Source organism: Bradyrhizobium lablabi (assembly GCF_900141755.1).
Classification (GTDB): domain Bacteria; phylum Pseudomonadota; class Alphaproteobacteria; order Rhizobiales; family Xanthobacteraceae; genus Bradyrhizobium; species Bradyrhizobium lablabi_A.
In genome coordinates, this window is sequence record NZ_LT670844.1 from 2,244,824 (window position 1) to 2,270,449 (window position 25,626).

Consider the following 25,626-nt stretch of genomic DNA (forward strand, 5'->3'; position numbering starts at 1 on the left):
GCACCTCACCCGTGCACCCTGTGCAATTGTCCGGCAACCGCGCGGATTTTGCCGGGAGACGCCATCCAGATCGCCATCGCGGATAATCCGCTGACGGCGATACCGATCGCAAAAGCGAGCGTATAACTCCCGGAAAGGTCATGCAGAAAGCCTGTCAGCCAGGGCCCCGCCGCGCCGCCCGCGAGCGCCGCCAGCATGATGGTCCCGAAGATGCTGCCGTAGTGCTTGCCCTGGAATATCTCCAGCACCACCGCGCCCATGATCGACGTCAGCCCGTAGCCGAGCGCGCCCTGCGCCAGCACCATGAGGTAGACCAGCATCAAGCTCGGATAGATTTTCAGCGCGATCAGTGCGGCAAAGCAGATCGCAAAGCCCAAGCAGCTCGCGGCCCAGATCGATTCGCGCCCGATCCGATCGGAGAGGTGTCCGAGCCAGATCTGGCCGGGGATGCCGAGCAGCGAGACTGCGCCCAGCGCCCAGACCGCGACTGCGGGAGAAAAGCCGATATCGAGGAGGTATTTGGTTTGATGAACCTGCACCGCGTACCAGATGTACAATCCGCCGAAATAGCCGAGCGCTATCCACCAGAACCGCGCGGTCGCAATCGCGCGCCGCAAGGTCCAGTCGGTGCCGGCCCATTCGGGATCGACGATATTCGAGACCGGTTTGGCGCTCGATGCCGAGGGCGCCGCGTCCCCGTCAGGCAGAAGCCCGATGTCCTCGGGGCGCTTTCGCAGCAAGAGATTGATCGGTGCGAGCACGGCGAAAACCAGAATGCCCATCGCGGTGCAGGCGGTCCGCCAGCCGGTCTGCTCGATCATGTGCTGCACCCATGGCAACAGCGTCATCGAGCCGATGCCGACGCCGGCAAACGCCAGCCCCATCGCAAGGCCGCGCCGGCGAATGAACCAGTTCGGCAGGAACAGCGATTGACCGGAATAACCGAGACAGACGCTTCCCGCCCCGACCATGACGCCGATCGTCAGATACAGATGCCAGGGCTGCGTCGTCAGCGGCGCCAGCAGCAATCCTCCCCCCATCAGCGCAACGCCGAGCTCCATCACGGCGCGGGGGCCGAAACGATCCATCAGGCGGCCGATCAGCGGACTGACCGCGGCGGAAACCAGAAAGCCGAACGAGAAGGCGCCCGCCGTGATCCCGCGCTCCCATCCGAACTCGTCCAGGATCGGCGGAAAGAACAGCGAAAACGCGGTGCGCGCGTTGACGCCGATCGCCATGGTGACGAAGGTGACGACGATGATGACCCAGCCGTAAAAGAAGGGAAGCCGCATCGGATGGCGCGTTTCGTCCTGCCCGTTCGATTTTTTTGTCTGGTCCTTCGGACCATCTGGCAAGGATGAGGTCAAGGCCTTTTCGTAAAGCACGGCCGGAAGTTGTCGCCGTCGCAGCGTCATCGACGCTTTCGTCCCGGAACGAACTATGACGAGACGGGCGTATCCTTGCTCGCGCGTTCGCGCAGCCGATAGAATTGCAGGGCGGTGCGGGCGGTTTTCGGCTGCAGCTTGAAGAAGCTTGCAAAACAGCGGTCCAACCATTCCTTGGCGAGGCCACCACGGCCGGCCTGCAAGGTCAGGATGGCTTTGGTCGTTTCCCACGACAGATCGATGGCCTTGGCAAGCACGAGCAGCTGGTCCGGCTCGCTCCGCGCCAGCGCGCGCTCGATCGCGCCGATCGGAAGGTTACTCATCAGCGAGAGCGCGACGGCTGTCCGGTCGAAATTCCCTTCGCGAACGAAACCGGCTAGCCGCGCCTCGTCGAGTTGCCCGAGCGAATACAGCGACCGCACGTGGATCAGCGCCCTCTCGTACTCGCTGGAGCCGGCGCGCACCGTCGCCTGAATCCGGTCGGACGCATCCGCGACCGCGGCGCGGATCAGCGCGACCCGCTGCGGGTCGGCGGCCTCGAGCTTGAGCCGGACGATTTCAGACGCCTGCGCGAACAATTTCATGAGATCGCCGCGCGGGATGTCGGGGCGCGACCAGACGCTCAAGGCGAGCTCGCCATTGTCCTGCGCCCGCTTGACCAGGGTCGATAATCCGGACGTCGAGAAGCGGGCGCCGCGGTTGCAGGCGGTAGAGGCGGCGACCTGATGATTGCCGCGGTCGACCAGAATATCCGTGACGGCTTCGGCCAAGGTGCTGCGTGATGAAATCGCCAGCAGGTGGCCCTGGCTCTTGGTCCGCGCCGTCTCCACCAGCGCGGCGTCATCGAGCCGCGCCGAGTGTTTTAGAACCGGCGCGGCCACTTCGATCGCATCGTCGAATGCCAAAGTGCGGATCACCCTGGCGGGCGCGTCGGAGACCTGGGCGAGCCGGCTCCCGAAAGCCGCGCGCGCAGCAAGTTCGATCTGTCCGACCAGCATGCCCATGACATCGTCGAACAATTCGATCTGGTCGTCGGAAAACGTGCCCGAACCGTGGATGAAGAGATCCGTGACGCGCCGCAGGATGTCGGCGCGCTTCGACAGATCCTTGCTCGCCAGCACGCTTTCAAGCTGATCGATCAGGTTTTCCTGCGCGTTCATGGCTTATTGCCCGGACTTTGTCGGAAGAAAATCTTGCAAATCGAATACCATGACGATCAAGCGACGTTCTTTGCCATTGGAATAACCGCGTCCAGGTCGAGTTCGGCGTGCGGAACCGGGTGGCCGAACAGATAGCCCTGGGCAAAATCGACGCCAGCGGCCTGCAATGCCTCGAACTGCTCGCGGCTCTCAACCCCCTTGGCCGCGGTCGCGATATCGAGGCCATGCGCCAAGGCGAGCACGGAAGCGACGACTGCCGCGCAATCCCGGCGGCTCGCAAATCCTTGCGCGACCGACCTGTCGATCTTGATCTTGTCAAACGGAAATCCGGTCAGGTAGCTCGCCGAGGAATATCCCGTGCCGCAATTGTCGAGCACCATCGAGACACCAAGGCTCTTCAATTGCCGGATGGTCTGCAGATGCGCCGCCTGGTTTTTGTCCAATAGCGAGGCCTCTGCGATTTCCAGTTCCAGCCGTTCCGGCGCAAGCCCGGATTCAACCAGCGCGCACAAGACGACGTCGAACAGGTTTCCTTTGTTGAACTGCGCTGCGGAAATGTTGATCGCCACCCTGATGTGCGGCGGCCAGGCGGCGGCATCGACGCACGCCTGTTGCAGAATCCATTCCCCGAGCGGCAGCATCAATCCGGTCTGCTCCGCGAGCGGAAGAAATTGATCGGCGGCGAGAAGGCCGCGCGACGGATGATGCCAGCGGACGAATGCCTCCACGCCGCAGACTGCGCGCGTGCGGACATCGATCACCGGCTGATAATGCAGTTCGAGTTCGCTCTGCGCGATCGCCTCCCGCAATTCGCCTTCCATCGACTTCTGAATATCGGCCGCCTCGGTCAGTTCGGGCTCGAAGATGCGGAAATCGTTGCGTCCGCCCGACTTCGCCGCGTATAGCGCGAGATCCGCCCTCTTCAGTAGCGTCTCGGCATCGGCGCCATGTTCCGGCGCAAACGCGATGCCGATGCTGGTCCCGATGCTGACCCGATGGCCATTGAGGTCGAATGGCTGCTGGATAAGCCCAATGATCCTGAGCGCGAGCTTGATGGCGCCTTCGCTCTGGTTCTTCTCGTTTTCCTGGATGATCGCGAATTCGTCGCCGCCAAAACGCGCCAGCACGTCGGTATCGCGAAGCGACGAGTTCAGCCGCCGCGCGACCTCGATCAGCAACTGGTCGCCCGCCGGATGTCCCAGCGTGTCGTTGACGTTCTTGAACTTGTCGAGGTCGAGCGCCAGAACGGTAAAAGTGATGCCGTGACGCGCCAGCCGCTTTGCGGCATCGTCGAGCTTTTCGGAGAACAGCGCGCGGTTGGCAAGGCCGGTGAGCAGATCGTGCTGCGCGAGGAACGCGATCCGCCTCTCATTGCGCGCCCGGTCCGTAATGTCCTCGTGCGTGGTGAGCCAGCCGCCACCCGGCATGGTGTGACGGGCGATCGCGACGACGCGGCCGTCGGCAAGCTCCTGGATCTCGCTCGCCTCTTTCACATTTACCTTGAGGTAGACCTCGGGCGCTGTCGCAAAGCTGGTACCGGCCTGGCGGCGGAATTCGAGGATCTGCCGCAGCGAGGTGCCCGGCTTTATCTGGCCCCGTCCGAGGTTATAGATGTCGCCATAGCGGGCATTTGAAACCACGACCTTCTGCTCGGCGTCGAACATGCAGAGGCCCTGGGACATGTTGTTGAGCGCGGCATCGAAGCGGATGTTCATTGCCTCGAGTTCGGCGGCCTTCTCGGCCAGCAATTGCTCCGCGCGTTTCTGCTCTGTGACGTCTTCGTGGGTCGCGACCCAGCCGCCATCGGGGAGCGGCTTGCGCTGAATCAATATCTCGCGGCCGTCGGCCGGCACGTAGTTCTGCTTCAGTTGCGTCGGCATCAATTCGACATGCTGATCGACGGTGAGATCGCTTTGTTCGCCGCGGTCCGCATAGTGTTGAAGAATCCGGGCCAATGGCGTGCCCGGTAGCACCAGTTCGTCGGGCAAGCGGTACATCTCCTGGAAGCGGCGGTTGGAGACCACAAGCCGCTTCTCCGCGTCGAACAGGCAGAGGCCCTGTGACATGTTGCCGATGGCGGCATCGAGACGGTCATTGGCGCTTACCAGCCGAGCTTCGGCGCGCCGCTTTTCCGTGATGTCGCGGTGGGTCGCGACCCAGCCGCCATCCTTCATCGGCGTGCGCTGGATCAAGATCACCCGGCCGTCGGCGAGCGTGAGGGTGTGCGGCGCCCGGGCCTTTGCCCCTGCCGCAAATATGTCCGGGTCGAAGCCGGTTCCTGCGGTCTTGTAGTCGCTGACGATGCGACTGAGTGGGGTTCCGGGTCCCACCTGCTCCTCGGTCAGGTCGTACATCTCGCGGTAGCGGCTGTTGGAGACCAACAATTTCTCGTCGGCATCGAACATGCTGAGGCCGTCCGGCATGTTGCTGAGCGCGGCATCGAAGCGCGCATTCGTGCTCGCTAACGCCGCCGTATTCGCCGCCAGCGCATTGGTCTGCCGCACCAGCACGAACGTCCCGAACATGATGATGACGACGATCGCGGCGACCAGCGGACCGAATGTATAGAGGTGGTGGTACCACGGCGCCAGCACGTCACCACGGGCGTAGCTCACGATCAGGACCAGCGGCAACCGGGCTACGGCCTTGTAGCCTGCGATGCGAGACTCGCCGTCGATGGGGCTCGTCGATTCAAGCGCACCCGCATCAGATGTCGGCAGATATTTGGTGAAAAACGGGACATCCATGAAGGATTTTTCAAATGCGTCCGTTCTCTCGGGCCGCCGTGCGAGAACCCGTCCCTCGCGGTGCAGCAACGTTACGGATCCGCGTTTGCCGAGATCGATCGCGCGAAAGATCTTGAGAAAATAGGATTGATCGATCGGCGCGGTAACGACGCCGGCAAAGCTGCCGTCGGCATTGGTGAGCCGCCGCGATGCCGCGGTGAACCATTTGTCGCCCGCGGCTGAACGATAGGGTGCCGCAATGAAGAGCCGATCGTCGGTGGCATCGCGCTGGGCGATGAAATGCGACATCCCGGATATGTTGATGCGTGGTGGTGCGTGGTCGTAGGAGTGGGCGATCAATTGCCCGGACGCATCGGTCCATCCGATCGCGACAATGACGGATGAGCTTTTCTGCAACTGGCGAAGCGCGGCATTCGCCGTGCCGGGTTCGGTGTACCTTTTGCCGATTGCCGCCGCCTCGAGCAGGACTCGATCGACGTCTTCAAACGTCAGTGCCGTGTGTTCGGCGAGAACGGTCGCGAAGCTCTGGGCATCGGTTTTGGCGGTCGCGATCCGGTCGTCGTAGCGGCTTTGCAGATCGACAAGAAACAGCGCGACCGTCGCCACCGAAAGCAGCACGCCAAGTGCCGTCAGCGACGACACCGGCGACCGGGCCAGCTTTTGGTAGATTCCATGCATCACAAATGCGCGTCACCCAACGAGTGCCGCATCCACCGTCGCTCCGCATCGTTAATATATCGTTCATAATATTAACGTCGACGCGGAATAGGCTTAAGGGCTCGTCAAGCCGCACACGGTCACTCCCGCAGAGCTACTGAGTTTTTATCCAAATTGGCGTGCGGCTCAGCCCGGCCCCGTAGCAAGCGCCCCGCCGCTCAGCTCTTCGGGCGGGTGCGGATCATGAAGGTTTCGTAGCTGTATTCCGCGACCTGCCACCAGAGATTGCCGTCGTTGCGGAACTCCATCTGCGACTCGTAGATCTTCTTGAAGTCCGGGTTGGATGCCGAGGTCTCCGCATTGACCTCGTTCGATGCCTTCAGACAGGCTTCCATGATCGCCTGGCTGAACGGGCGCAGCTGTGTCCCGTTCGCCACCAGGCGCTTGATGGCCTGCGGGTTGCGCGCGTCGTAGCGCGCCTGAACATCCATGTTGGCATAGCCGCAGGCGATCGTGAGCAGCGATTTATACGCCTTCGGCAAGGCATCCCATTTGTCGGTATTGATGAAGAAGTGCAGCGCCGTGCCGCCCTCCCACCAGCCGGGATAGTAATAATATTTGGCGACCTTGTAGAAGCCGAGCTTCTCGTCGTCATAGGGGCCGACCCATTCGGTGGCGTCGATGGTGCCCTTTTCCAGCGCCGGATAGATATCACCGCCGGCGATCTGCTGCGGAATGGTGCCGAGCTTGGACAGGGTCTTGCCGGCCCATCCGCCGATCCGAAATTTCAGACCGTTGAGATCCTCGACGGTGTTGATCTCCTTTCTGAACCAGCCGCCCATCTGGGTGCCGGTGTTGCCGCCGGAAATGCCGTACAGCTTGTACTTCTTGCCGAACTCGTTGAGCATGTCCTGGCCGCCGTGATCCTGGAACCAGGCATTCTGCTGCCGCGAATTCAACCCGAACGGGACCGAACAATAGAGCGCGAAGGTCGGGTCCTTGCCGATGAAGTAATAGGCGGCGGTGTGACACATCTCGACGGTGGAGTTGGTCACCGCATCGACCGCCTGCAAGGCCGGGACGATTTCGCCGCCGGCGAAAGCCTGGATCTGAAACTTGTTGTCGGTGGCTTCGGCGACGTATTTCGAAATCGTCTCCGATGCGCTGAAGGGAACGTCGAGCGACTTCGGCCAGCTCGTGGTGCAGCGCCATTTCAGCTCGGGCATCGATTGCGCGATGGCGGGTGCTGCGACCGCGGTCGACGCGGCAAGCCCCGCGCCTGCCGTCTTCAAGAATTCACGACGTTTCATGGCGTTTCCCCCTGTTTGGTTTCCTGCAGAAGCCCCCAACTCCGTGGCGGCTTCGCGCGGTGTCGCTTGTCGGCGATCTTGGTCGCGATGGTATCAGACGCCGGGGCCGCCGGGTAGCCAACGTTCTCAGCACAAAGTCGCAGTATGTCAGGCGGTTATCGCGACGATCCAGGCCGCCAGCGTATCGATGATCTCGTCCATGACCTCGCGGTCATTGCGTCCCGAGCGCGCCAGGACGTGGAAGGCATGGTCCGCCTCCTGCACGGGATGGAGCGACGCGGATGCCCCGAGGCGTCTCACGACGGGCTCGATCAGCGGCCATTCCGCAAGCTTGTCGCGGGTGCCCTGCACGAACAGCATGGGGATATCGACATTCCCGAGGTGCTTTGCCCGCACCTCCGAGGGCTTGCCCGCCGGATGCAGCGGAAAGCCCAGGAACGCCAATCCGTGGACGCCGGCCAGCGGCGCGGCGGCCTGCGCCTGCGAGGTCATGCGGCCACCGAACGATTTGCCGCCGGCAATCAACGTAAGCCCGGGACAACATCGCCCGGCCTCCGCCACCGCGGCCCGCACCGCAGCATGCGCGATCGCAGGCGGATCCGGCCGCCGGCTGGCGTTTTCCATGTACGGGAATTGATAGCGCAAGGTCGCGATGCCGCGGTCGCCGAGACCGGTCGCAACCCTCGCCATGAATTCATGGTTCATCCCTGCCCCCGCGCCATGGGCAAAAACAAAACAGGCATGCGCATGCTGCGGGTGGAGCAGCAGCGCGGAGACCTCGTCTGCGCCATCGACGCTCAGTTTCAGCTTTTGCGGGCTGACGGCGCTCATGCCCCGTTCGCCGGTCGTTCACTGCCGCAAGATCGGATGTTCATTGAGCACGTCTTCCCGGATCGATACCGCCTGGATGGCGCGAAACAAGATCCGCGCCGTTTTCAAATCTTTCGCCGTCAGGCACAAGGTCACGATCTGACGCACCGAGGAATCGCGCAACAGGTCGTCGGAGATCTTGATGGCGATGGCCATCGCGGCCCTGGCAGCGCGCTCGTAACGCTCCCTCTCATATTTGTTCTTCTTGTTGTCTTTCTTCCCGCCGTCCGGCGCGCCGGCAAAGCCACCGGTTTTTTCGGCACTGTCGAGCGCGGAACGGCAGATCTCGCGTATCTTGTGGGCCGCCTCGATATCGCCGATCGGCCATTGGATTTCTTCGTCCCAGATTTCCTTGCGCTTTTCCCTGCTGAACCACCGCATCGGCGTGCCCCTGTCCGCAAGCATAAATGGCCAGGGTACGATTTCAATCGCCAATGCGCTGATGTTGCACCCGCACCCGCCTACTTTGCCTCCAGCGTGCTGACCGGCTCCCAATCCGTATCCGGCGGATGGCTTTCGAATGCCCTTGCCCGGGCAAGAAAAAGCGCCGACGGCTTGTCGAAACCGGCGACGCGCGCAAAGCATGTTGCCGCGGCGTCGAATTCGCGGGCCCGCCAATGCGCTAGGCCCTCGGCATAGGCCGCGGCAGCGGTGAGCTGCTGTGACGTCGCCTGCCCCGCCTCGGCAAGCAGTTCATAAATCTTTACCGGCGCGGAGCGGCCCTGGACCCGGATGGCGTCAAGTTCGCGCCATGCGAATCTCGATCCCGTCAGCGCGACGGTCATTTCCGAGGCGGCGATCGAGGTGCCGTAATATTTGTTGGCGCCCTCGAGCCTTGAGGCGACGTTCACCGCGTCGCTCATGACCGAATAATTGAAGCGCCGCCGCGAGCCGATATTGCCGACCAGCGCTTCACCCGAATTGAGCCCCATCCGATGCGCCACCTTGTAGCCCTGGAAAGCGGCGGAATTTTCGTTGAGCTCGTCAAGACGGGCGCGGCAGCCGAGCGCGGCATAAGCCGCATTGCTCGCATGGTCGCTGTCGTCGGCCGGCGCGCCGAACACCGCGACAATGGAGTCGCCGATATATTTGTCGATATAGCCGCCTTTGCTCTCGATGATGTCGGTCATCGCGGAAAGATACTCGTTCATGAACGCCACCAGCTCCGCCGGCGTCATTTTCTCGGCGATCGAGGAAAAGCCCGCCAGATCCGAAAAGAACACGGTGACGTCGCGGGTTTCGCCGCCGAGCACCGGCAGCCGGTTGGACGCCAGCATCTTGTCGATCACCTGCGGCGCGAGATAGAGCGCAAAACTCGAGCGCAGCAACCGCTCCCCTTTGTCGGTCACGACAAAGCGGTAGGCGCCGATCGCGGCCATCGCGGCCAGTCCGGCGACAAAGGGCTCGCTGAGCGGCAACGCCAGCGACCGTGTAAATGCAAGCGTCGCGAAGGCGGTCCAGAGCGCGACCATGCCAAGGTAGACGGCAGCGGCCGTACCCGGCGCCAGCATCCGCGCCGCGAGCGCGGCCAGCGCGGCAAAAGCAATGGCGATCATCGTCGCCGGCACACGGCCGGGTTCGACCACCGCGTCCCGGGCCATCAGATTGTGGACGGCGGTCGCATGAATATAGACGCCCGCAATCGAGGTGCGTTTGAATTGCCCGGCGGCCGGCGGCGCCGGTGGCAGCGCGCAGCGCGGCGCCCGCGAGCCATCGAGCTCGGTCGCAAAGCGCTTGGAGGTGAATTTCCGGTCCTCGGAATCGAGCAGCGTGCCGAAGATGACGATCTTGCCGGCGAACTGGCGGTGGAAGAAATCCACATCGTTGCGCTCGACGCAGGCCCGCAGGTCGGCGAACGAAAACGTCTGAATGTCGTCGGCGCCACCTTCGAAATTCAGGGTCAGCGTATTCGGCACCGTGCTCGGAATCCGATAGCCGGCAAGCGTCACGCTGCCATCCTCCGTCAATACCGGCGCGGCATTGAGCGCGCGTGACACGAGTTCCAGCGCCATCGAGGGAACCGGCTTGCCGTCACCCGCGAAGGTCAGCGGTATCCGTCGCACCACCTCGTCGGGGTCGGTAAAAATATTGAGCGGGCGGATATTCTTGGTTTGACCGACCGCGATCCGTTGTCCGGGCGACGGCCGGTCGCCGCGCAGCGTCTCGCCCAGCACTACCTTGCCGGCGGCAGCTCCCTTCGCCAGCGATCTGAGGAAATCCCGGTCGAAGCCGCGCATTCGCGCTCCCACCGAATCGCCGCCAAACGGAATCTCCGACAGTTCGATCGACGTCGGCAAGACGATGTCGAAACCCACGACGCTGGCGCCGCCGTCGATCACCGCGCTCAGGACCCGGCCGATCTCCGTGGTCCAGGTCAGCGTCGGCGATCCCTTGAAGGGCGGCGTCGCATAGGTCTCCTCGTCGACCGCGATCACGGCGACAGGTGCTGCGGCGGGATCATGGCGGGCGCCGAACGCCTGCCAGCGCAACGCCGTCAGCGCGTCGATCGACCAGCCATGGATCAGGTTGAACGGGGGCAGCGCGGTAACCAGGCCGCAGGCCAAAGCGACGAGAATGATCACGGCGGCATCTCGCCTGACGACGCTGCCCATGGCGGGGTCCGCGCGATCGACGCGACCCGGCTATTCCAGACGCACCAGGCGGCCGATGATCGGAGTTGCGCCGGGTTCGGCCTGGCGATCGACCAGGAAAACAACCCGCTGCGACCCCAGGCTTGCCGCGTAGGTGCCGCCCGGCTTCAGCGCCGTGCCGGCCTTGGCAAAGTCATAAAACTTGCCCCGCACCACCGAGGCAGGGGTGAGGTCCACCGCATAGCGCTCGCCCTTCACATCGAGCCGTTCAACCACCAGTTTTCCGCGCGGCCCGGTCTCGACAAAGGGCGAGAGGCCATAGAGCGTCAAATGCGGTGCCGGAACGTTCTTTTCATTGAGGCTGCGGACCACGGTCGCAGCGCTCTCGCCGATTTCGCTGCCGGCGAGCTGCGGCTGGCCGGAGTCGCATTGCACCTTGCCGGCCTTGACGTCGCCGAGATGGACCATGCTTTCTTCGGCGCCCACGATCACGGTTCCGATCCCGTTGATGGTTTCGCGCCAGCAGGATTTCATGTAGCTGAGCACGACCATGCCGCCCTGCCCGAGCTTGATGACTTTCCCAGGCGCGACGTAGTCCATGAACTCGACGCCGGTCACCTTGCCCTGCACTTCTTCGACGACGGCGACCGGGGTCTGCGCTGCAGCCAAGGTGGTGAAACCAACCAAACCAATGATCGCGGCGAATAGGCTTTTCATGATGCAAACCTCGACAAGGCTGTCGTCCCCGCAAAAGCAGAGCCGACAATAGCAGACGGCGGCATTACCGATAACCCTTCTGCTGAAATCAATGGGTGAGATAGCTCACACACGGCGGGTCCAATGATCGGCGTTGACCGCGCCTGCGGGAACCTTGCCGTTAATGATTGCTTCGACCTGGCGCACCGTCTCGAGCGACTGGCTTTCGATCGCCGGCGGGGTCAAGCCGCCGATATGCGGCGTGGCGATGACGTTTGGCAATTTTACCAGCTCCGGGGTCGGCATCTGATCGCGGGCGCGACCGACATCCATTGCGGCTCCGGCAATGCGATTTTCGCGCAATGCCTCCGCCAAAGCCGCCTCGTCGACGAGATTGCCGCGGGACAGATTGATGAAGAAGGCGTGCTTCTGCATCCGCGCCAAGGCTTCACGCCCGATCAGATTTTCGGTCTGTTCGTTGGCAACCGCGAGGCAGACAACATAGTCGGAACGCGCGAGAAGATCCTCGAGAGAAACACGTTCGATAGCGTCATCGACCGCTGTCACAAATGGATCGGCGACCAGGACCCTCATACCGAGCGATCTCGCGAGCGGCGCCAGATAACGGCCGATGCTGCCGTAACCAATGATGCCGATCGAGCTGCCGGCAAGCTGCCGCCCCATCAATATTTCCGGCATCCGCCCCGCATGGTAATCCGCGCTCGCGCGCGAAATGCCGCGCGACAGATCGACCAGGAAGCCGAGCGCGAGCTCCGCCACCGACGGCACGAAGCCGGGTCCGGCGCGGGTGACCAGCACCCCCGCCACTGATGCTGCCGTGACATCGATGTTGCGGATATCGACGGCGCAGCGAACGAAGGCGCGCAATCTTGCGAGGCGCGGGAAAATCTCGCCTGGCCCTTCCGTCAAACGATCGGCCACGATGATATCGACGTCGCGCGCCGCCGCGATCAGGCCGGATGCATCCAGTGCGTCATCGGCCTCATGCAGGACGACCTGCGCCAGCGCCTGGAGGCCGCTCAGGCTGCGTTCGCCGTAATACTGGCGACGGGCTTGAGGCGTATGGGTCAGCAGGATTTTCAACGCCAAAGATTCTCCCTCGTCAGTAGCCGAACGCTTGCGGCAACGCGGTGCTGATGGCAGGCACGAAGGCGATAACCAATAGGCACAGAAACAGCAAGCCGAGATAGCCCAGGATCGGCTTGACGGTCTGTTCGATCGGCACATTGCCGATCAGGCAGGCCCCGTAAAGTCCGAGCCCAAGCGGCGGCGCGAACAGGCCGATCCCCATCGAAATCACCAGCACCACGCCGAAATGCAATGGATTGACGCCGAGTTTGATCGCAACCGGCAGCAAGAGCGGCCCGAAAATGATCAGCGCCGCGGCGCCTTCGAGCACCGAACCCATCACGATCAAGACCGCGATCGACAGCAGCATGAACAGCCAGGTACCGTGCGCGCCCGACATCGACAGCATCATCTCGCCCACCGCATGCGGCACTTGCTGCAGCGTCAGCACGAACGCGAGCGACTGCGCGGCCGCTACGATGAACAACACCAATCCGGAGCGCGTCGCCGCCTGCACGAAACTATGCCCGGCGTTCTTGAGGCTGAGCTCGCGAAAAACCAAACTGCCGATGACGATGGCGTAGACCGCGGCGAATGCCGAAATTTCCGTCGCGGTCGCAAACCCGCTCTTGAAGCCCGCGAAGATCATGAAGATCAATCCGAACGAGGCGATCGCGCCGCTCCACAGGCCGGACATCGGTGTTTGCGCTTCGACCTCCGCGACCGAGGCGCGGGGTTTTCCGAAGACGATCGACACCGCGATGAGCGCAAGCGCCATCAGTCCGGCCGGCAGCACGCCGGCGACGAACAGGCCACCGATCGAGAGGTTGGCGACGAAGCCCAGGATGATCAGGTTGATGCAGGGCGGAATGGTTTCCGCCATCACGGCGGAGGCGGCCAATAGCGCCACCGCGCCGCCCGGATTTTGCTTCGAGCGACGGGCCGCGGGGATCAGCACCGATCCGACTGCCGCGACGTCGGCCATTTTCGAGCCGGAGATGCCGGAAAACAGCACCATCGATGTTACCATGACGACGTTGAGGCCGCCGCGCATGTGACCCACCGCGCGCTGCAGCAGCGCAATGAGGCGAACCGACATGCCGTTGGCTTCCATCAAATAGCCGACCAGAATGAAGAAGGGGATCGCGAGCAGCACGAAATTGTCGATGCCGCGCGCCATCTGCTGCGCGAAGATGACGCCGGGCAGCGTGCCCTCGACCCAGATGAATGTCAGCGCCGCCAGCGCCAGCGCAAAGCCGATCGGCAGTCCGCCGAACAGGGTCAAGAAAAAGCCCGCCAGCATCAGCGTGCCCGACGACGGCACCGAATCCGGCGCGACAAAATCCCACGCCAGATAGAGGGCGACGATTGCCGCGGTCGCAACCGCTCCGGCGATCATATCGCCGAGGGGACGCGTGCAAAAAAGCTCGGCGGCGAAAATCGTCATGAACAGCGCGCCGACACCCATCGGATAGAACGTCAGTTCCAGCGGCAGACCCGCACCGGTGGTCTGTCCCGTGGTGAGCCCGCCGAGCTTTAGGGCGTTGTACGCGACATAGCCCGCGATCACGGTCATCAACAGCGCAGCTACGGAATCCACCACACGCCGGACTCCAGCCGGCAGCCTGTCGATGAAAAATGCCACGCCGGCATTCTCGCTACGCGCCAGCGCGCTGGCCGCACCGAAGAAGCTCGATCCGACCATGAGGCCGCGGGCCACATCGTCGGCCCACTCGACCGGGGCGTTGAACAGGAAGCGCAGCAGCACCGAACCGACGACGACCAGGAGGTCGGCTGCAAGCAGGATCGCCGCAATGGCGTCGCTTGCCGCAAGCAGCGCGGCGATGATCCGGTGGCGGGCGCTTTGCGACGGCGCGACGCCTGACATGGTTTGTTACCTCAGGCCTGAGTCGCGCGGATCATATCCACCACGGGTTTTGCCTCAGGGCGCGCTTTTACAAAATTGTCGGTTTGCGGAAGGACGCGCTTGCGGAAGGCGTCCTTGTCGCATTCGACAATGGTGACGCCTTTATCCGCGAGAGTTTTGAGCGCCTCTTTCTCCATCTCAAGGCCATGGCTGCGGGTATCGGCAGCCGCCTTTTTGGCCGCGTCGAGAAATCCTTCACGGAGTTTCGGGTCCATCCGGTTGAACGTGGCATCGCTGAAATAAGTCGCCAGCGGGGAGAAGTTATGCTGCGTCAGCGCATAGTGTTTTGCGGTCTCATAAAACTTGCTGGCGAGGATGGTCGGGGGATCGTGCTCGAGCCCGTCGAGCACGCCGGCCTGCAGCGCCGTATAGATTTCGCCGAATGCCAGCGGCGTCGCCGCGGCGCCCATCAGGCGAAGACATTCGGTGATGACGGGATTGGGCAGCGTCCTGATCTTGAGGCCGGCGAGATCTTCCGGCGTCTTCACTGGCTTCTTCGCCAGCACGCTGCGGGCGCCGAAATTATACGCCCATGAGATGATCCGGATATTGGCGCCCTTGAGCAGCGCATCCTCGATCGGCTTGGCGGCGCCGGCGTCGAAGGCTTTTGTCTGCTGCGGAAAGCTGGTGAAGAGATAGCCGAGGTCGAACGTACCTACCAGCGGAACCAGATTGGCCGAGATCGACGAGCCCGACACCATCAAATCGATCACACCTAATTTGACGGAATTGATGACGTCGATTTCCTGACCCAACTGGTTGTCGGGAAAAAAGGTGACGTCGATCTGCTCGCCGAGCCCGTTCGCCTTCAGGCTTTTCACCAGATTGTCGTAATAGACACGCCCGTTGGCGTATTTGGGATCGTTAGGCAGCGATGACGAGCATTTTAGCTTCAAAGTTGCGGCCTGCGCGCGCCCGATGATGGCGGGCGAAACCGCAAGCCACGCGGCAGCTGCCGTCGATGATTTCAACAACACGCGACGGCTGACAGGCGCGGTCTTCATAGTGCTTCCTCCCGGCGTATTTTTCTTGTGCCACTGCATATTGTGGCTGTTCAGTTTGCCTTTGCTCACAAAGGTTGGACCAAACAGAAGTCTCGCGCAAGGGCGGGATGTTATCAGCCGGCAGCCGCGGCGTGGCTGTCGTGTCCGAAATAGGCGCGCTCGAGCCGCTGCGGCAAATTGGCTTCGCTGGTTGGCGCTTCCAGCACGATGTGCCCCTGCACCAGCGCATAGACGCGATCGGCGGCCGCGAGCGCTTTTTCCAATAATTGTTCGACCAACAGCACCGCGATACCCTGGCTCCGCAGCCTGGCGACGACGTTGAGCACGCGATCGACCAGGACCGGCGACAGACCGGCCGACGGCTCGTCGAGCATCAACAGGCGCGGACGACGCACCAGTCCTTGCGCCACCGTCAACATCTGCTGCTGCCCGCCGCTCAGCGCGCCGCCACGCTCGTGGCGTTTCTCGGCGATCTCCGGAAAGAACGACAAGGCTTCCTCGACCCGCGCCGCGCGCTCGCCGCGCGGCAAATCGTAGCCCGCCAGCAGCAGATTGTCGGTGACGGAAATTTGCGTGAAGACCCGATGGCCCTCGATGACATGTACGAGGCCCGCGCGCGCCGCCTCGCGCGGTGTGGCGTTCGTCATGTCGCGGCCGCCGAAGCGCACTTGACCGGCATTGACCGGCAGCAATCCCGACAACGCGCGCAGCATGGTGGTCTTGCCCGCGCCGTTCGGGCCGAGCAGCGCCACGACTTCGCCCGGCGCGACTGTGAGATCGATGCCATGCAGCACGCGGATCTTGCCGTAGCCGGATTCCAGCGCGGCAACGAACAGCAGCGGTTCAGCCGCCGAGATAAGCACTGACCACCTCCTTGTGGACGCGAATTTCCGCCGGCGTTCCGGCGGCGAGCGTGCGGCCGAGATTGAGCACGGTGACTTGATCGCAGATGTCGAAGATCAGGTCGGCATGATGCTCGACCAGCAACACGCCGGCGCCGCGGGCGCTGATCGCCCGGATCAGCGCCGCCAGCCGCTCGATTTCGTCGCTGGATAGGCCAGCGGCGGGTTCATCGAGCAGCAGGAAATCCGGCTCCAGCATCAGCGCGCGGGCGATCTCGATGAAGCGCAGTTCGCTGTGCTGCAGCCGGTCGGCGCGGACATCGGCCAGTGTTTCAAGCCCGACCACGCCCAGCAGCGCGCGGGCTCGGGCGGCGAGCACGCGCTCGTCGCGCCGGCTTCGCGGCAGTGCCAGCAGCGCCTCGACAAAACTCGCCTGTCCCTCGATGGTGCCGCCGATCATGACGTTCTGCAGCACCGAGGCCTCGCCGATCACGCGCGGCGTCTGGAAGGTGCGCGCGATGCCGTTGACGGCGCGCAGCGTCGGCATGCCCGGCGCCAGCGCGTCTTCTCCCAACTGCAGCGTCCCGGCCTTGGCGGCGTAGTAGCCGGAGATCACGTTGAGCGTCGTGGTCTTGCCGCTTCCATTGGGGCCGATCAGGCCGTGAATCTGGCCGGGCTTGACGTCGAGATCGAGGCCGTCGATGGCGCGCACATTGCCGAAGCTCAGCGCGATGCCGCGCAGGCTGAGCGTCCTGGCGCCCGCGCTCGTGCGCAGGATATCACCGAGCGCCGCGGGACGCGGCACGATCGCGCGATTGGCGGCGAGCGGACGTCGGTTGCGGAAATCCAACAGCGCCGCGATGCCGCCCGGCATCACCAGCACGATCACGAGGAGCAGCACGGCGTAGAGGAACGTCGACCATGCCGCGAGCGATGCGACCATCTCCGGCAGGATGGTCAGGATAATGGTGCCGAGCATCGGACCCAGGATCGAGCCCCGCCCGCCGATCAGGATCGCGATAAAGAACAAGACCGAGAGATCGAAGGTGAAAGCGTCCGGCGTGATGTAGGTCTGCAGGCTCGCGAACAGTCCGCCGGCGATCGCCGCCAAGGCTCCCGCGAGCAGGAAGATCGCGATCAGCATGCGCGGCTTGGAAATGCCGCTAGCTTCGGCGGCGACCTCGGCGTCGCGGACCGCGATCAGGGCGCGGCCGAACCGGCTGTGCGCGACATTGGCGCTGATCCAGGTCGCAAGACCGGCAAACGCAATGCAGAGGTAGTAAAAGCCCCATGCTGTATTGAAGGGCGGCGGGAATTCCGGGCCGACAATGCCGATGCCGCCACCGGTGACACTCTGCCAGGCCAGCGCAATCTGCGTGACGATAGTGGCAAAACCGAGCGTCGACATCGCGAAATAGAAGGTGCGCAACCGTAACGCCGGCAGGCCGACGATGACGCCGAACACCGCGCCGACGCAAGCGGCGATGGCAAGCGCTACGAATACCGGCACTGGAGGCGCGACATTGCCGGCGACCAACACGCTCGTGGTATAGGCGCCGAGCGTCAGCAACGCGACATAGCCGATCGCGAGATGTCCGGCAAAACCGACGATCAGGTTGAGGCCGGACACCAGCACCCAGTAGATGGCCGCCCGCGTGCCGATCAGCGCCCAATAGTTGTTGCTGACGAACGGCAGGATCATCGCCAATACAAAAATGCCGAGAAACGGCGCGAGCTGCGGCAGCACCGCGCGAAAGGCGCGCGTCTCGTGGCGTGCGGGAGCGGCGGTGACGGCGGTCATCACACCCTCCGCGCGGTGGCCGCGCCGAACAGGCCTTGCGGGGCCGCCAGCAGAACCACGATGAACAGCGTGAATACGGCGACGGAAGAAAAGATACCGCCGACCAGGAAATTCGCGGCCTGCTGGAACAGGCCGAGCGCGAGGCCGCCGATGATGGCACCGCGGTTATTGCCGAGGCCGCCGAGCGCCACCGGCACAAAACCGTAGAAGTTCAACAGCGCGCCATTGGCGAAGAACGCCAGCAGCAATTCGCCGCCGGAAAATCCGGCAACACCGCCGATCACGCCGGCGAGCGCATAGCTCGCGACGCGCAGATTGCGCTCCGGCAAGCCGAGCGCGCGCGCAGCGAAATTGTCCTCCGCGATGGCGAGGAACGCGCGGCCGACCAGCGTGCGGCGATAGAGATATTCGAGGCCTAAGATGGTGATGGCGCAGGCAACAACCGGCAGCCAGAATTTTTCATCGAACACGCCGCTGCCCAACCCGATCAGGCGCGGAAACGGCTGCGGTTCGGTGCCCCATTTGATCGCCGCCACCTGCTGGATCATCAGCGCCAGCGCCAGCGTGGACAGCACATAGAGATGCTGATCGAGGCTTTTCAGTACCGGCCGCACCGCGACGAATTCGGTGATGATGCCGATCAGCGCGCATCCGACCAGCGTCAGCAAGAATCCGACAATGATCGGCATGCCCAATTTCAGCATGAACATCGAGCCGAACACGCCGCCGAGCATGGCGAGCTGGCCGGCCGTGAAACTCATCACCCGCGAGGTCGAGAACATGGTGTTGTAGGTGACGCCGACGAGCGCGTAGATCGCGCCCGCCGCGAGACCGGATGCGATGATCGAGGCGAACATCGGCCGCGCTCTCCGCCGCCTTTATGTGTATCCGGGCGCCAGCGCGAAGGTGCCGTTCTTGGCTGTAGAAGCCTCCGACATCACGATTTCTTCGGTCGGATAGCCGTTATGCTGGCTCGGCGTGAAGGTGTAGGTGCCGAAATAGCCGGGATATTTCGACAGCGTGTTCCAGTATTTGATCAAACCTTCGCCGTCGGTCGATCCGCTTTCTGCGATCGCCTTGGCGATCAGCTCGATCGCATCGACGCCACCGGCGATCCACCACAGCAGCGTATCGTTGACGGCGACATTGGCCTTGAGCAGGCGGTCGACGAGATCCTGGCTCTTCGCGGGCAATTTGCCGGCGGCATCGTAACTGCAGCTCTTGTAGCCGATGGCATAGACCTTTTTCCAGTTCTCCGGTTTCTCAACCAGGCCGGCCAGTTCGCCCGAAGCCATCGAGGGATGACCGACAAATGGAACGTCCCAGTTCATCGTCGCGCGGGTGTTGAACATCCGCGCTTCCATGCCGGTCGAGACGCTCCAGACCACAATCACTTCCGTGCCGGCGTTCTTGGCGCGCAGCATATCCGGCGTCATGTCGGCCTGGGTCGCATCGATGTTGGCCTGATAGACCACCTCAGCGCCGTCCTTCTTGAACGCCGCCACCGAGGCGCCGACCGCGGTCACGCCATAGCCGGTAGTGTCGCCGATCACGGCAACTTTTTTCGCCTTCAGGATATTGAGGCAATAATTGCGCACCGCGTCGTCCCATTGGCTGTTGGAAGGCGCCAGCCGAAACGCGTTGGGAAATTTTGCCGTATCGATCAGGGTTTCCACCACGCAGGGGTGGAGGTTCGGCATTTTACCGCGCGCCATGATCGGCGTGGTGGCAAGCGCCTCGCCGGAATTGAACGGCCCCCAGATCGCGTGGACCTTGGCCTGGCTGATCAATTCCTGCGTGGCATTCACGGCCTTGGTCGGATCGCCCTGGGTATCGCGGGTGATGACTTCGAGCTTGCGGCCCTTGACGCCGCCGGCCGCGTTGATCGCATCGACCGCGAAGATCACGCCGCGGTTGAAGCCGATGGTCGGCGCCGAGCTCGGTCCGGTCATCGCGGCAAGAAAGCCGATCTTGATCGGCTCGGATTGGGCAATCGCGGGCTTTGGCAATGAAAATGCTGCAGTGCCGAGCACACCGGCGCTGCCCAATAAAACGTCACGACGTGAAATGGCCATGTGATGCTCCCGTTTGTTTCCTTTTGCGGCGCCCGTCGTTGCGCGGGCGTCCGGCGCCGTGATTTTCGGCGTGTCGCCGAAATCGCTGCCAATTCAAATTTGAGCCTGATGTGGAGGCATTGTCCAGAGCTTCCGGCCAAGCCGGCGTGACATTGCCGAGAGGGCGCACCAAGTCCGGAGATATCCGGAACATTGCGCCAGGCCGCTCCCATTCTTGCCGATTGTGACGATCCCGCCACACCACACGACGGCAGACGCTGATAGGCTGGATTCTGATCAGTATTTCGCATGTCTATCCCGCGGCGCTCGCGACCAATCTCGCAGATCCCAACATCCAGATTTCCACCCGGCTGCGCGACAACGTCTTCCGCGCCGGCCTGAACTACCACTTCTCTGTCGGCCCGCTGATCGTCACGGCGAGTTACTGAAGTGGCCTCGGCGGTTATGGCAAACTCGTCATGCCCGGGCTTGTCCCGGGCATCCACGTCTTAACGAGTGTTGCAGCAAGAAAGACGTGGATGGCCGGGACAAGCCCGGCCATGACGAAAAAGCGAGTCATTTTCAGGCTGTTAGAAAGAGGCTGAAAATGCAGGCTGCATTTCCGGTCATATTCTTAAGACGCTCGCCTTGGGCCGATCGCCTCGAATTGCGCCTTTTGTTCATCGCTCAGCGTTGCGTAGAAATCGTCAAGGGCCGCGCCTACCAGCTTGACCGCTTGCAGCATGGTATCGAGCCGCTTTCCGACTGCTGCGAGCCGCGCAGGTGGCGTGAGTGCATCGTCAGGCTGGCATGAGGTCTTGAGCATGTCCGCCGCCTGGGCGCTGGCGTCTTGCAGCGTTTCGAGGCCCGCACGTTGTGTGTCGGTTAGATGCAATCTGGCCTCGATCTCCCCGGTCGGCCATTGCAGGGCGGAAGGTTGCGCGGCGCCACAGCTCCCGACCAACGACCCTTTGACCTGCTTCGCGGCGGATATCCTGCGTTGATCTTCAACGACCCCGTTGAGCCGGGCTTTCTGCTCATCGTTCAGCAGGCCATAGAATTTCTCCAGTGCCGGCTGCACCGTTGCCACGGCCGATATCATCGCCTCGATACGCGCTTGCATGAACGCTAGTCTGCCTGACGCCGTCAGGATCATCTGTGTCGGGCATGCTGCCCGAATTTTCTGGGCGGCCGAGATCGAAGCGCTGGCGAGATCGTCAAGTGCGGCGCGTTGCGCTTCGGTGGGCTCAATCACTTGCTCAATTTGATCGATCGGAAGGCCGGCAATTTCAGGGCTGTCGTCACCGCACATCTGAGCCAGCCGATCGAGCGCTGTATTCCGGTGGCGGGACGATCGACGCGGCGAATAAAAATAACCCGACAGGTCATCGTAGCCGTAGGGTGCAAATATGCCGGCGTAAATGTCCGGATAGCCGTAGCCCCAGAACGGGGCGCCATATCCATAGCCCCACATCGCATAATCATAGATGTCGTGATAGGCGAACGGCCAGAACACCGGGCCGACCCATCCATATCCGCCGTTACCGTGTTGCCACCACCCGTTTGCGCGGCCGCGGTTATGCCAACCTGCTAGCGCGGCACCCGCGGCAATTTGCGCGCGAGCCGAGGGATTGCTCAACAAGCGCCCGTGTCGAAACGCCCCAGCATGCGAGAACGAGTTTAGCGCGTTGCGGACGCCATGGTCGTTTCGGATCGAATGGGAAACTGCGAATCGGCCGCCCATGTGGTGCCCGCCACCGAAATGCGCAGCATGAAAGCCGTGGCCTCCGGCATGAAAATGACCTCCGCCATGGCCGCCGCCGTGGCCGTGACCACCACCGCCGTGACCGCCGCCGCCTCGGGCCAGCGCGGCGCCGGACAGCACGGCCGCCAAAGCAACAGCCACAATCCCAGTCATTGATTTTCGGCATGGCACCTTCATCGCCCCGCTCCTCCCGAATTTGCGCCACTGGAAAAGACGCAAAAATGACGCAAAGGTTCCCTGCAGGGCGACCGAGCCGATCTCGATCACGCATTGTGCGCGGCTTATTATCCGATAAGTACCGGCCTTACAGCGCCGGCAAGATCTTTCCGGGATTGAAGATATTCTGCGGATCGAGCGCCTGCTTCAGCGCGCGCATCGCATCCAGCGCTTCCGGGCCGAGCTCGGCCCTGAGGTATTTCTGCTTGCCCTGCCCGATGCCGTGTTCGCCGGTGCAGGTGCCGCCCATCGCCTGCGCGCGTTCGACCAGACGATGCATGAAGTCTTCGCCGCGCGCCATTTCGTCGGGATTGTCGATGTCGCACACCAGCGAGCAGTGGAAGTTGCCGTCTCCGACATGGCCGACAATCGGCGACAGCAGATTGAGGCGCTTCAGATCCTCTTCGGTTTCGGTTACGCAGTCGGCGAGCCGCGAAATCGGCACGCAGACGTCGGTCGCCACCACGCCCGCACCGGGGCGTAGCGCCTTCACCGACCAATAGGCGTCGTGCCGTGCCTGCCAGAGTTTTGTGCGATCCTCGGGCCGTGTGGTCCAGGAGAATTCGCCGCCGCCGCATTCCTTGGCGATCTCGCCGAAATTTTTGGATTGCTCGGCGACCTCGTTCTCGCTGCCGTGGAATTCGAGCAGCAACAGCGGCGTCTCCGGAAGCGACAATTTCGAATAGGAATTGCAAGCCCTGACCTGCGCCGCGTTGAGCAATTCGATGCGCGCCACGGGAATGCCGGTCTGGATCGCCAGGATCGTCGCCTGGCAGGCGCCGCGCACGGTCTCGAACGAGCAGGCCGCAGCCGCAATGGTTTCGGGAATGCCGCGCAGTTTTATCGTCAGTTCGGAGATGATGCCGAGCGTGCCTTCGGCGCCGACGAAGAGATGCGTCAGGTCGTAACCGGCAGAGGATTTTTTCGCCCGCGTGCCGGTGGTGATGATCTCGCCGTCGCCGCGCACTACCTTCAGCGCCAGCACATTGTCGCGCATGGTGCCGTAGCGCACGGCGTTGGTGCCGGACGCCCGCGTCGACGCCATGCCGCCGAGCGAGGCATCGGCGCCGGGATCGATCGGAAAGAACAGGCCCTGGTCGCGCAGATACTCGTTCAGCGCCTTGCGGGTGACGCCGGGCTGGATCACGCAGTCCAGATCCTCGGCGTGGACTTCCAGCACCTTGTTCATGTCGCGCAGGTCGATGCAGACACCGCCTGCCGGCGCGTTGACCTGCCCCTCCAGCGAAGTGCCGGTGCCGAACGCGATCACGGGAACGCTATGGCGTGCGCAAATCCGCACCACGTCCTGGATGTCAGCCGTCTCCTGCGCCATGACAACCGCATCGGGCGGCTGGGACGGCAACCAGGTGGTGGTATGGGCGTGCTGGTCGCGGACCGCCTGCGAGGTGATCAGCCGGTTGCCGAACCGCGCCGCCAATGCTTCCACGGCGCTCGCCAGCGCCTGCGGTTCCGGACGTTTCAGTTGATTGGTGATGGTTAGGCCCAAGCGACATCCTCCCGGCTCAAGACCGACCGTGGCAAAGGATATATAAGGGGTCAAGAGAGCGAAATCGAACAATCGGGGATGGATAAATGACCGAGGTGACCACCGGCGACGATGTGCTGCTCCGGCCCGCGCCGTTCTTATCGTCGGTGATGCAGATCGAGCCGCAATGGATCGACTATAACGGCCATCTCAACATGGCCTATTACAATGTGATGTTTGACCGCGCCATCGACGAATTATGGGCGAAGCTCGGAATCGGCCCCGGCTACATGAAGGCGCGCCAGGGGTCGACCTTCACCGCCGAATGCCATGTGCGGTACTTACGGGAAATTCATCTCGGCGATCCCGTGCAAATTTCGATCCTGCTGCTCGGCGCCGACGAGAAGCGGCTGCATACGTTTGAGGAACTGCGCCACGCCAGCGAGGGCTGGCTGTCGGCCACGTCCGAAAACATGACCATCCATATCGACATGACGGCGCGCAAGACCGCGCCGTTTCCGACCGATATTCGCGACCGCATCGCGACGCTGGCGAACGCGCACTCGGCGCTGCCGCGTCCCGAGGGCATCGGCCGCAAGGTCGCGATGCCCTCGAAATAGCGATTGAAGCTAACGCGGGTGCGGCCTGGTGTTCCAGGCAGCAAGTTTGCGAAAATAGCCTGCGACTAAAGAAACAAGATCGGGGCAGGCTGGCGGGGCAGACTTCTTCGGCCAATCGCTCCCGTCTGTTCCGATTTCAACGCTTCGATTCCTTTATTGACTGCGTGTTCCGCTCTTGCAGGGCATGCATAACCCTCCCGTTCTTTGCGCCGTGGATGGCAAGACGAGCGCGCCGCACTGAACACAGGTAAAACGCTTGTCATCTGCCCTGCCGGCAATATCACTCGGGTTACAAAGCCTTGGGGGATTTGTCTTGGACGAGATCTGCAAAATAGGCGAATACATACTTGCGATAGATGTCCTGCGATCTGTCTCTAAGTGCAATTTCTGACTGAAGCCCTAAGCCGACTGCTGCCTCCAGCTCTGGTACCAAATGAAAGCGGCCTGCCACGTAGGCATCTTTGACGCTTTGCATAAAATAGCTGTTGTGTGCTGGATAGCCTCCTTGACCATATGCCAGAAGCATATTGCAAAGGATTTTTATGGCTGACCCCTCACGCAATAATCGCAAATCATCGGAATCCAGTCCCGTATCATCCGAAATGTCGATGTAGGAGAGCGGATCGAAAGTACCGTCCTCCCATCCGAAATCCTCGTGGAGCCCGCGCCAGAAGCGAACCAACTCGCGATACATGTAGAGGATGTCACGAATAGCGGACTGTGATTGTAGATATTCTTCGAATTTCCTCTCTTCGTCAGTCTGTGTTTCAAGCTGACCCGACGCATCCCCTAGCTGCGGTCGATCGGTATGCGGTGCTTTAGTTTGGGTCATAGCGCTCACCGAGATCCCCGGAGATGGTTAGCCTCGCAGCTGCCGTTCGCGCGACGGAAGCACCACCATACATGAGTTCCGCGGTAGCTGGCGGTGCAGCGTAGTGTCCGGCATGCGTAGCGCGCGAGTGGTTGTGTAATTCGTGAGTGCCGTGGACGTCAACCATAGCTGTTGATCCGGTGGACAACAGTTATTGCCGTTCGACGCAAGGCGCGAGCGGCGCTCGCGCATCGACCAGGAGCTAGTCTCGCCGCGCAACGGAAATCCAGCAGTTGGACGCAGGCCGAACTTGCGGAGCGAGTCGGCGTCGACACGGAGTTAATCTATCGATTCGAGCATGGCGCGGCGCTGCCGTCGCTCCTAGACGCGGGTGCGGCCGCGCGCGAGGCCGACTACGGCCGAGACCAGGAACAGCACCACTGCGATGAAGAAGATGGCCTTCGCGATTTCGATGGAAACTCCGGCGATGCCGCCAAAGCCCAAAATGCCCGCGATCAGCGCAATGACCAAAAACGTAACGACCCAACTCAGCATGATCAGAACCTCCGATTTCCACGCTCTATTTCGATATCAG

General features: G+C 62.5%; 21 protein-coding genes and 1 pseudogene. 3 read left to right on the forward strand and 19 right to left on the reverse strand.

Going from position 1 to position 25,626, the window contains the following annotated elements; translation table 11 throughout:
• Positions 1 to 5: 5 nt before the first annotated feature.
• The 16 genes from B5526_RS10475 to B5526_RS39585 all read right to left on the reverse strand — a co-directional run bounded on the left by B5526_RS10475 (position 6) and on the right by B5526_RS39585 (position 21,445).
• Complete coding sequence (locus B5526_RS10475; protein WP_079544874.1) at positions 6 to 1,292, reverse strand: MFS transporter; 1,287 nt, start codon at positions 1,290 to 1,292, stop codon at positions 6 to 8.
• 146 nt (positions 1,293 to 1,438) lie between these two features.
• On the reverse strand, positions 1,439 to 2,545 hold the full coding sequence (locus tag B5526_RS10480; protein WP_079538130.1) for a DUF2336 domain-containing protein: 1,107 nt from the start codon (positions 2,543 to 2,545) through the stop codon (positions 1,439 to 1,441).
• A 56-nt stretch (positions 2,546 to 2,601) separates the two neighbouring features.
• A complete protein-coding gene (locus tag B5526_RS10485) occupies positions 2,602 to 5,970 on the reverse strand; it encodes a bifunctional diguanylate cyclase/phosphodiesterase (protein ID WP_079538131.1) in 3,369 nt (1,122 codons plus the stop codon).
• 197 nt (positions 5,971 to 6,167) lie between these two features.
• The gene (locus tag B5526_RS10490) at positions 6,168 to 7,259 is read right to left on the reverse strand and encodes a TRAP transporter substrate-binding protein (protein WP_079538132.1); all 1,092 of its coding nucleotides are present in this window, start codon (positions 7,257 to 7,259) and stop codon (positions 6,168 to 6,170) included.
• 147 nt (positions 7,260 to 7,406) lie between these two features.
• A complete protein-coding gene (locus B5526_RS10495) occupies positions 7,407 to 8,090 on the reverse strand; it encodes an alpha/beta hydrolase family protein (RefSeq protein WP_079538133.1) in 684 nt (227 codons plus the stop codon).
• Positions 8,091 to 8,108: 18 nt separating this feature from the next.
• The gene (locus B5526_RS10500; protein ID WP_079544876.1) at positions 8,109 to 8,510 is read right to left on the reverse strand and encodes a hypothetical protein; all 402 of its coding nucleotides are present in this window, start codon (positions 8,508 to 8,510) and stop codon (positions 8,109 to 8,111) included.
• Positions 8,511 to 8,590: 80 nt separating this feature from the next.
• On the reverse strand, positions 8,591 to 10,741 hold the full coding sequence (locus tag B5526_RS10505; protein ID WP_079538134.1) for an adenylate/guanylate cyclase domain-containing protein: 2,151 nt from the start codon (positions 10,739 to 10,741) through the stop codon (positions 8,591 to 8,593).
• A 30-nt stretch (positions 10,742 to 10,771) separates the two neighbouring features.
• The gene (locus B5526_RS10510; protein WP_079538135.1) at positions 10,772 to 11,437 is read right to left on the reverse strand and encodes a hypothetical protein; all 666 of its coding nucleotides are present in this window, start codon (positions 11,435 to 11,437) and stop codon (positions 10,772 to 10,774) included.
• 105 nt (positions 11,438 to 11,542) lie between these two features.
• Entirely contained in the window at positions 11,543 to 12,520 is a 978-nt protein-coding gene (locus tag B5526_RS10515) for an NAD(P)-dependent oxidoreductase (protein WP_079544878.1), read from the reverse strand.
• 19 nt (positions 12,521 to 12,539) lie between these two features.
• Positions 12,540 to 14,393, reverse strand: a complete 1,854-nt coding sequence (locus tag B5526_RS10520) for a TRAP transporter large permease (protein WP_079538136.1) — start codon at positions 14,391 to 14,393, stop codon at positions 12,540 to 12,542.
• An 11-nt stretch (positions 14,394 to 14,404) separates the two neighbouring features.
• A complete protein-coding gene (locus B5526_RS10525; RefSeq protein WP_079544880.1) occupies positions 14,405 to 15,436 on the reverse strand; it encodes a TRAP transporter substrate-binding protein in 1,032 nt (343 codons plus the stop codon).
• A 113-nt stretch (positions 15,437 to 15,549) separates the two neighbouring features.
• Positions 15,550 to 16,299, reverse strand: a complete 750-nt coding sequence (locus tag B5526_RS10530; RefSeq protein WP_154071249.1) for an ABC transporter ATP-binding protein — start codon at positions 16,297 to 16,299, stop codon at positions 15,550 to 15,552.
• Complete coding sequence (locus tag B5526_RS10535) at positions 16,280 to 18,079, reverse strand: branched-chain amino acid ABC transporter ATP-binding protein/permease (protein ID WP_079538137.1); 1,800 nt, start codon at positions 18,077 to 18,079, stop codon at positions 16,280 to 16,282. Before B5526_RS10535 ends, B5526_RS10530 begins: the two co-directional genes overlap by 20 nt.
• Positions 18,079 to 18,936 carry a branched-chain amino acid ABC transporter permease gene (locus tag B5526_RS10540; RefSeq protein WP_079538138.1) on the reverse strand — a complete coding sequence of 286 codons (858 nt, stop codon included), beginning with the start codon at positions 18,934 to 18,936 and terminating at the stop codon, positions 18,079 to 18,081. The genes B5526_RS10535 and B5526_RS10540 overlap by 1 nt, the downstream gene beginning before the upstream one ends.
• A gap of 21 nt (positions 18,937 to 18,957) precedes the next feature.
• Positions 18,958 to 20,154 (reverse strand): ABC transporter substrate-binding protein, encoded by a 1,197-nt coding sequence (locus B5526_RS10545; protein ID WP_079538139.1) that lies wholly within the window; start codon positions 20,152 to 20,154, stop codon positions 18,958 to 18,960.
• A 613-nt stretch (positions 20,155 to 20,767) separates the two neighbouring features.
• Complete coding sequence (locus tag B5526_RS39585) at positions 20,768 to 21,445, reverse strand: Spy/CpxP family protein refolding chaperone (protein ID WP_349642773.1); 678 nt, start codon at positions 21,443 to 21,445, stop codon at positions 20,768 to 20,770.
• Positions 21,446 to 21,832: 387 nt separating this feature from the next.
• On the opposite strand from B5526_RS39585, the gene B5526_RS39590 reads away from it, so the two are divergent.
• Positions 21,833 to 22,054 carry a hypothetical protein gene (locus B5526_RS39590; RefSeq protein ID WP_349642774.1) on the forward strand — a complete coding sequence of 74 codons (222 nt, stop codon included), beginning with the start codon at positions 21,833 to 21,835 and terminating at the stop codon, positions 22,052 to 22,054.
• 148 nt (positions 22,055 to 22,202) lie between these two features.
• On the opposite strand, the gene B5526_RS10555 is transcribed toward B5526_RS39590, so the two are convergent.
• Positions 22,203 to 23,621, reverse strand: a complete 1,419-nt coding sequence (locus tag B5526_RS10555) for an FAD-binding oxidoreductase (RefSeq protein ID WP_079538140.1) — start codon at positions 23,619 to 23,621, stop codon at positions 22,203 to 22,205.
• Positions 23,622 to 23,707: 86 nt separating this feature from the next.
• Here B5526_RS10555 and B5526_RS10560 point away from each other — a divergent pair, with 86 nt between their 5' ends.
• Complete coding sequence (locus B5526_RS10560; protein ID WP_079538141.1) at positions 23,708 to 24,220, forward strand: thioesterase family protein; 513 nt, start codon at positions 23,708 to 23,710, stop codon at positions 24,218 to 24,220.
• 289 nt (positions 24,221 to 24,509) lie between these two features.
• Here B5526_RS10560 and B5526_RS10565 read toward each other — a convergent pair whose 3' ends face one another.
• The gene (locus B5526_RS10565) at positions 24,510 to 25,061 is read right to left on the reverse strand and encodes a hypothetical protein (RefSeq protein WP_154071250.1); all 552 of its coding nucleotides are present in this window, start codon (positions 25,059 to 25,061) and stop codon (positions 24,510 to 24,512) included.
• Between the two features lie 162 nt (positions 25,062 to 25,223).
• Here B5526_RS10565 and B5526_RS39735 point away from each other — a divergent pair.
• A pseudogene (locus B5526_RS39735) lies at positions 25,224 to 25,373 on the forward strand (hypothetical protein); the annotation flags it as partial.
• Between the two features lie 39 nt (positions 25,374 to 25,412).
• Here the strand turns inward: B5526_RS39735 and B5526_RS10570 are convergent.
• On the reverse strand, positions 25,413 to 25,586 hold the full coding sequence (locus B5526_RS10570) for a DUF1328 domain-containing protein (RefSeq protein ID WP_079538143.1): 174 nt from the start codon (positions 25,584 to 25,586) through the stop codon (positions 25,413 to 25,415).
• Positions 25,587 to 25,626 lie beyond the last annotated feature (40 nt).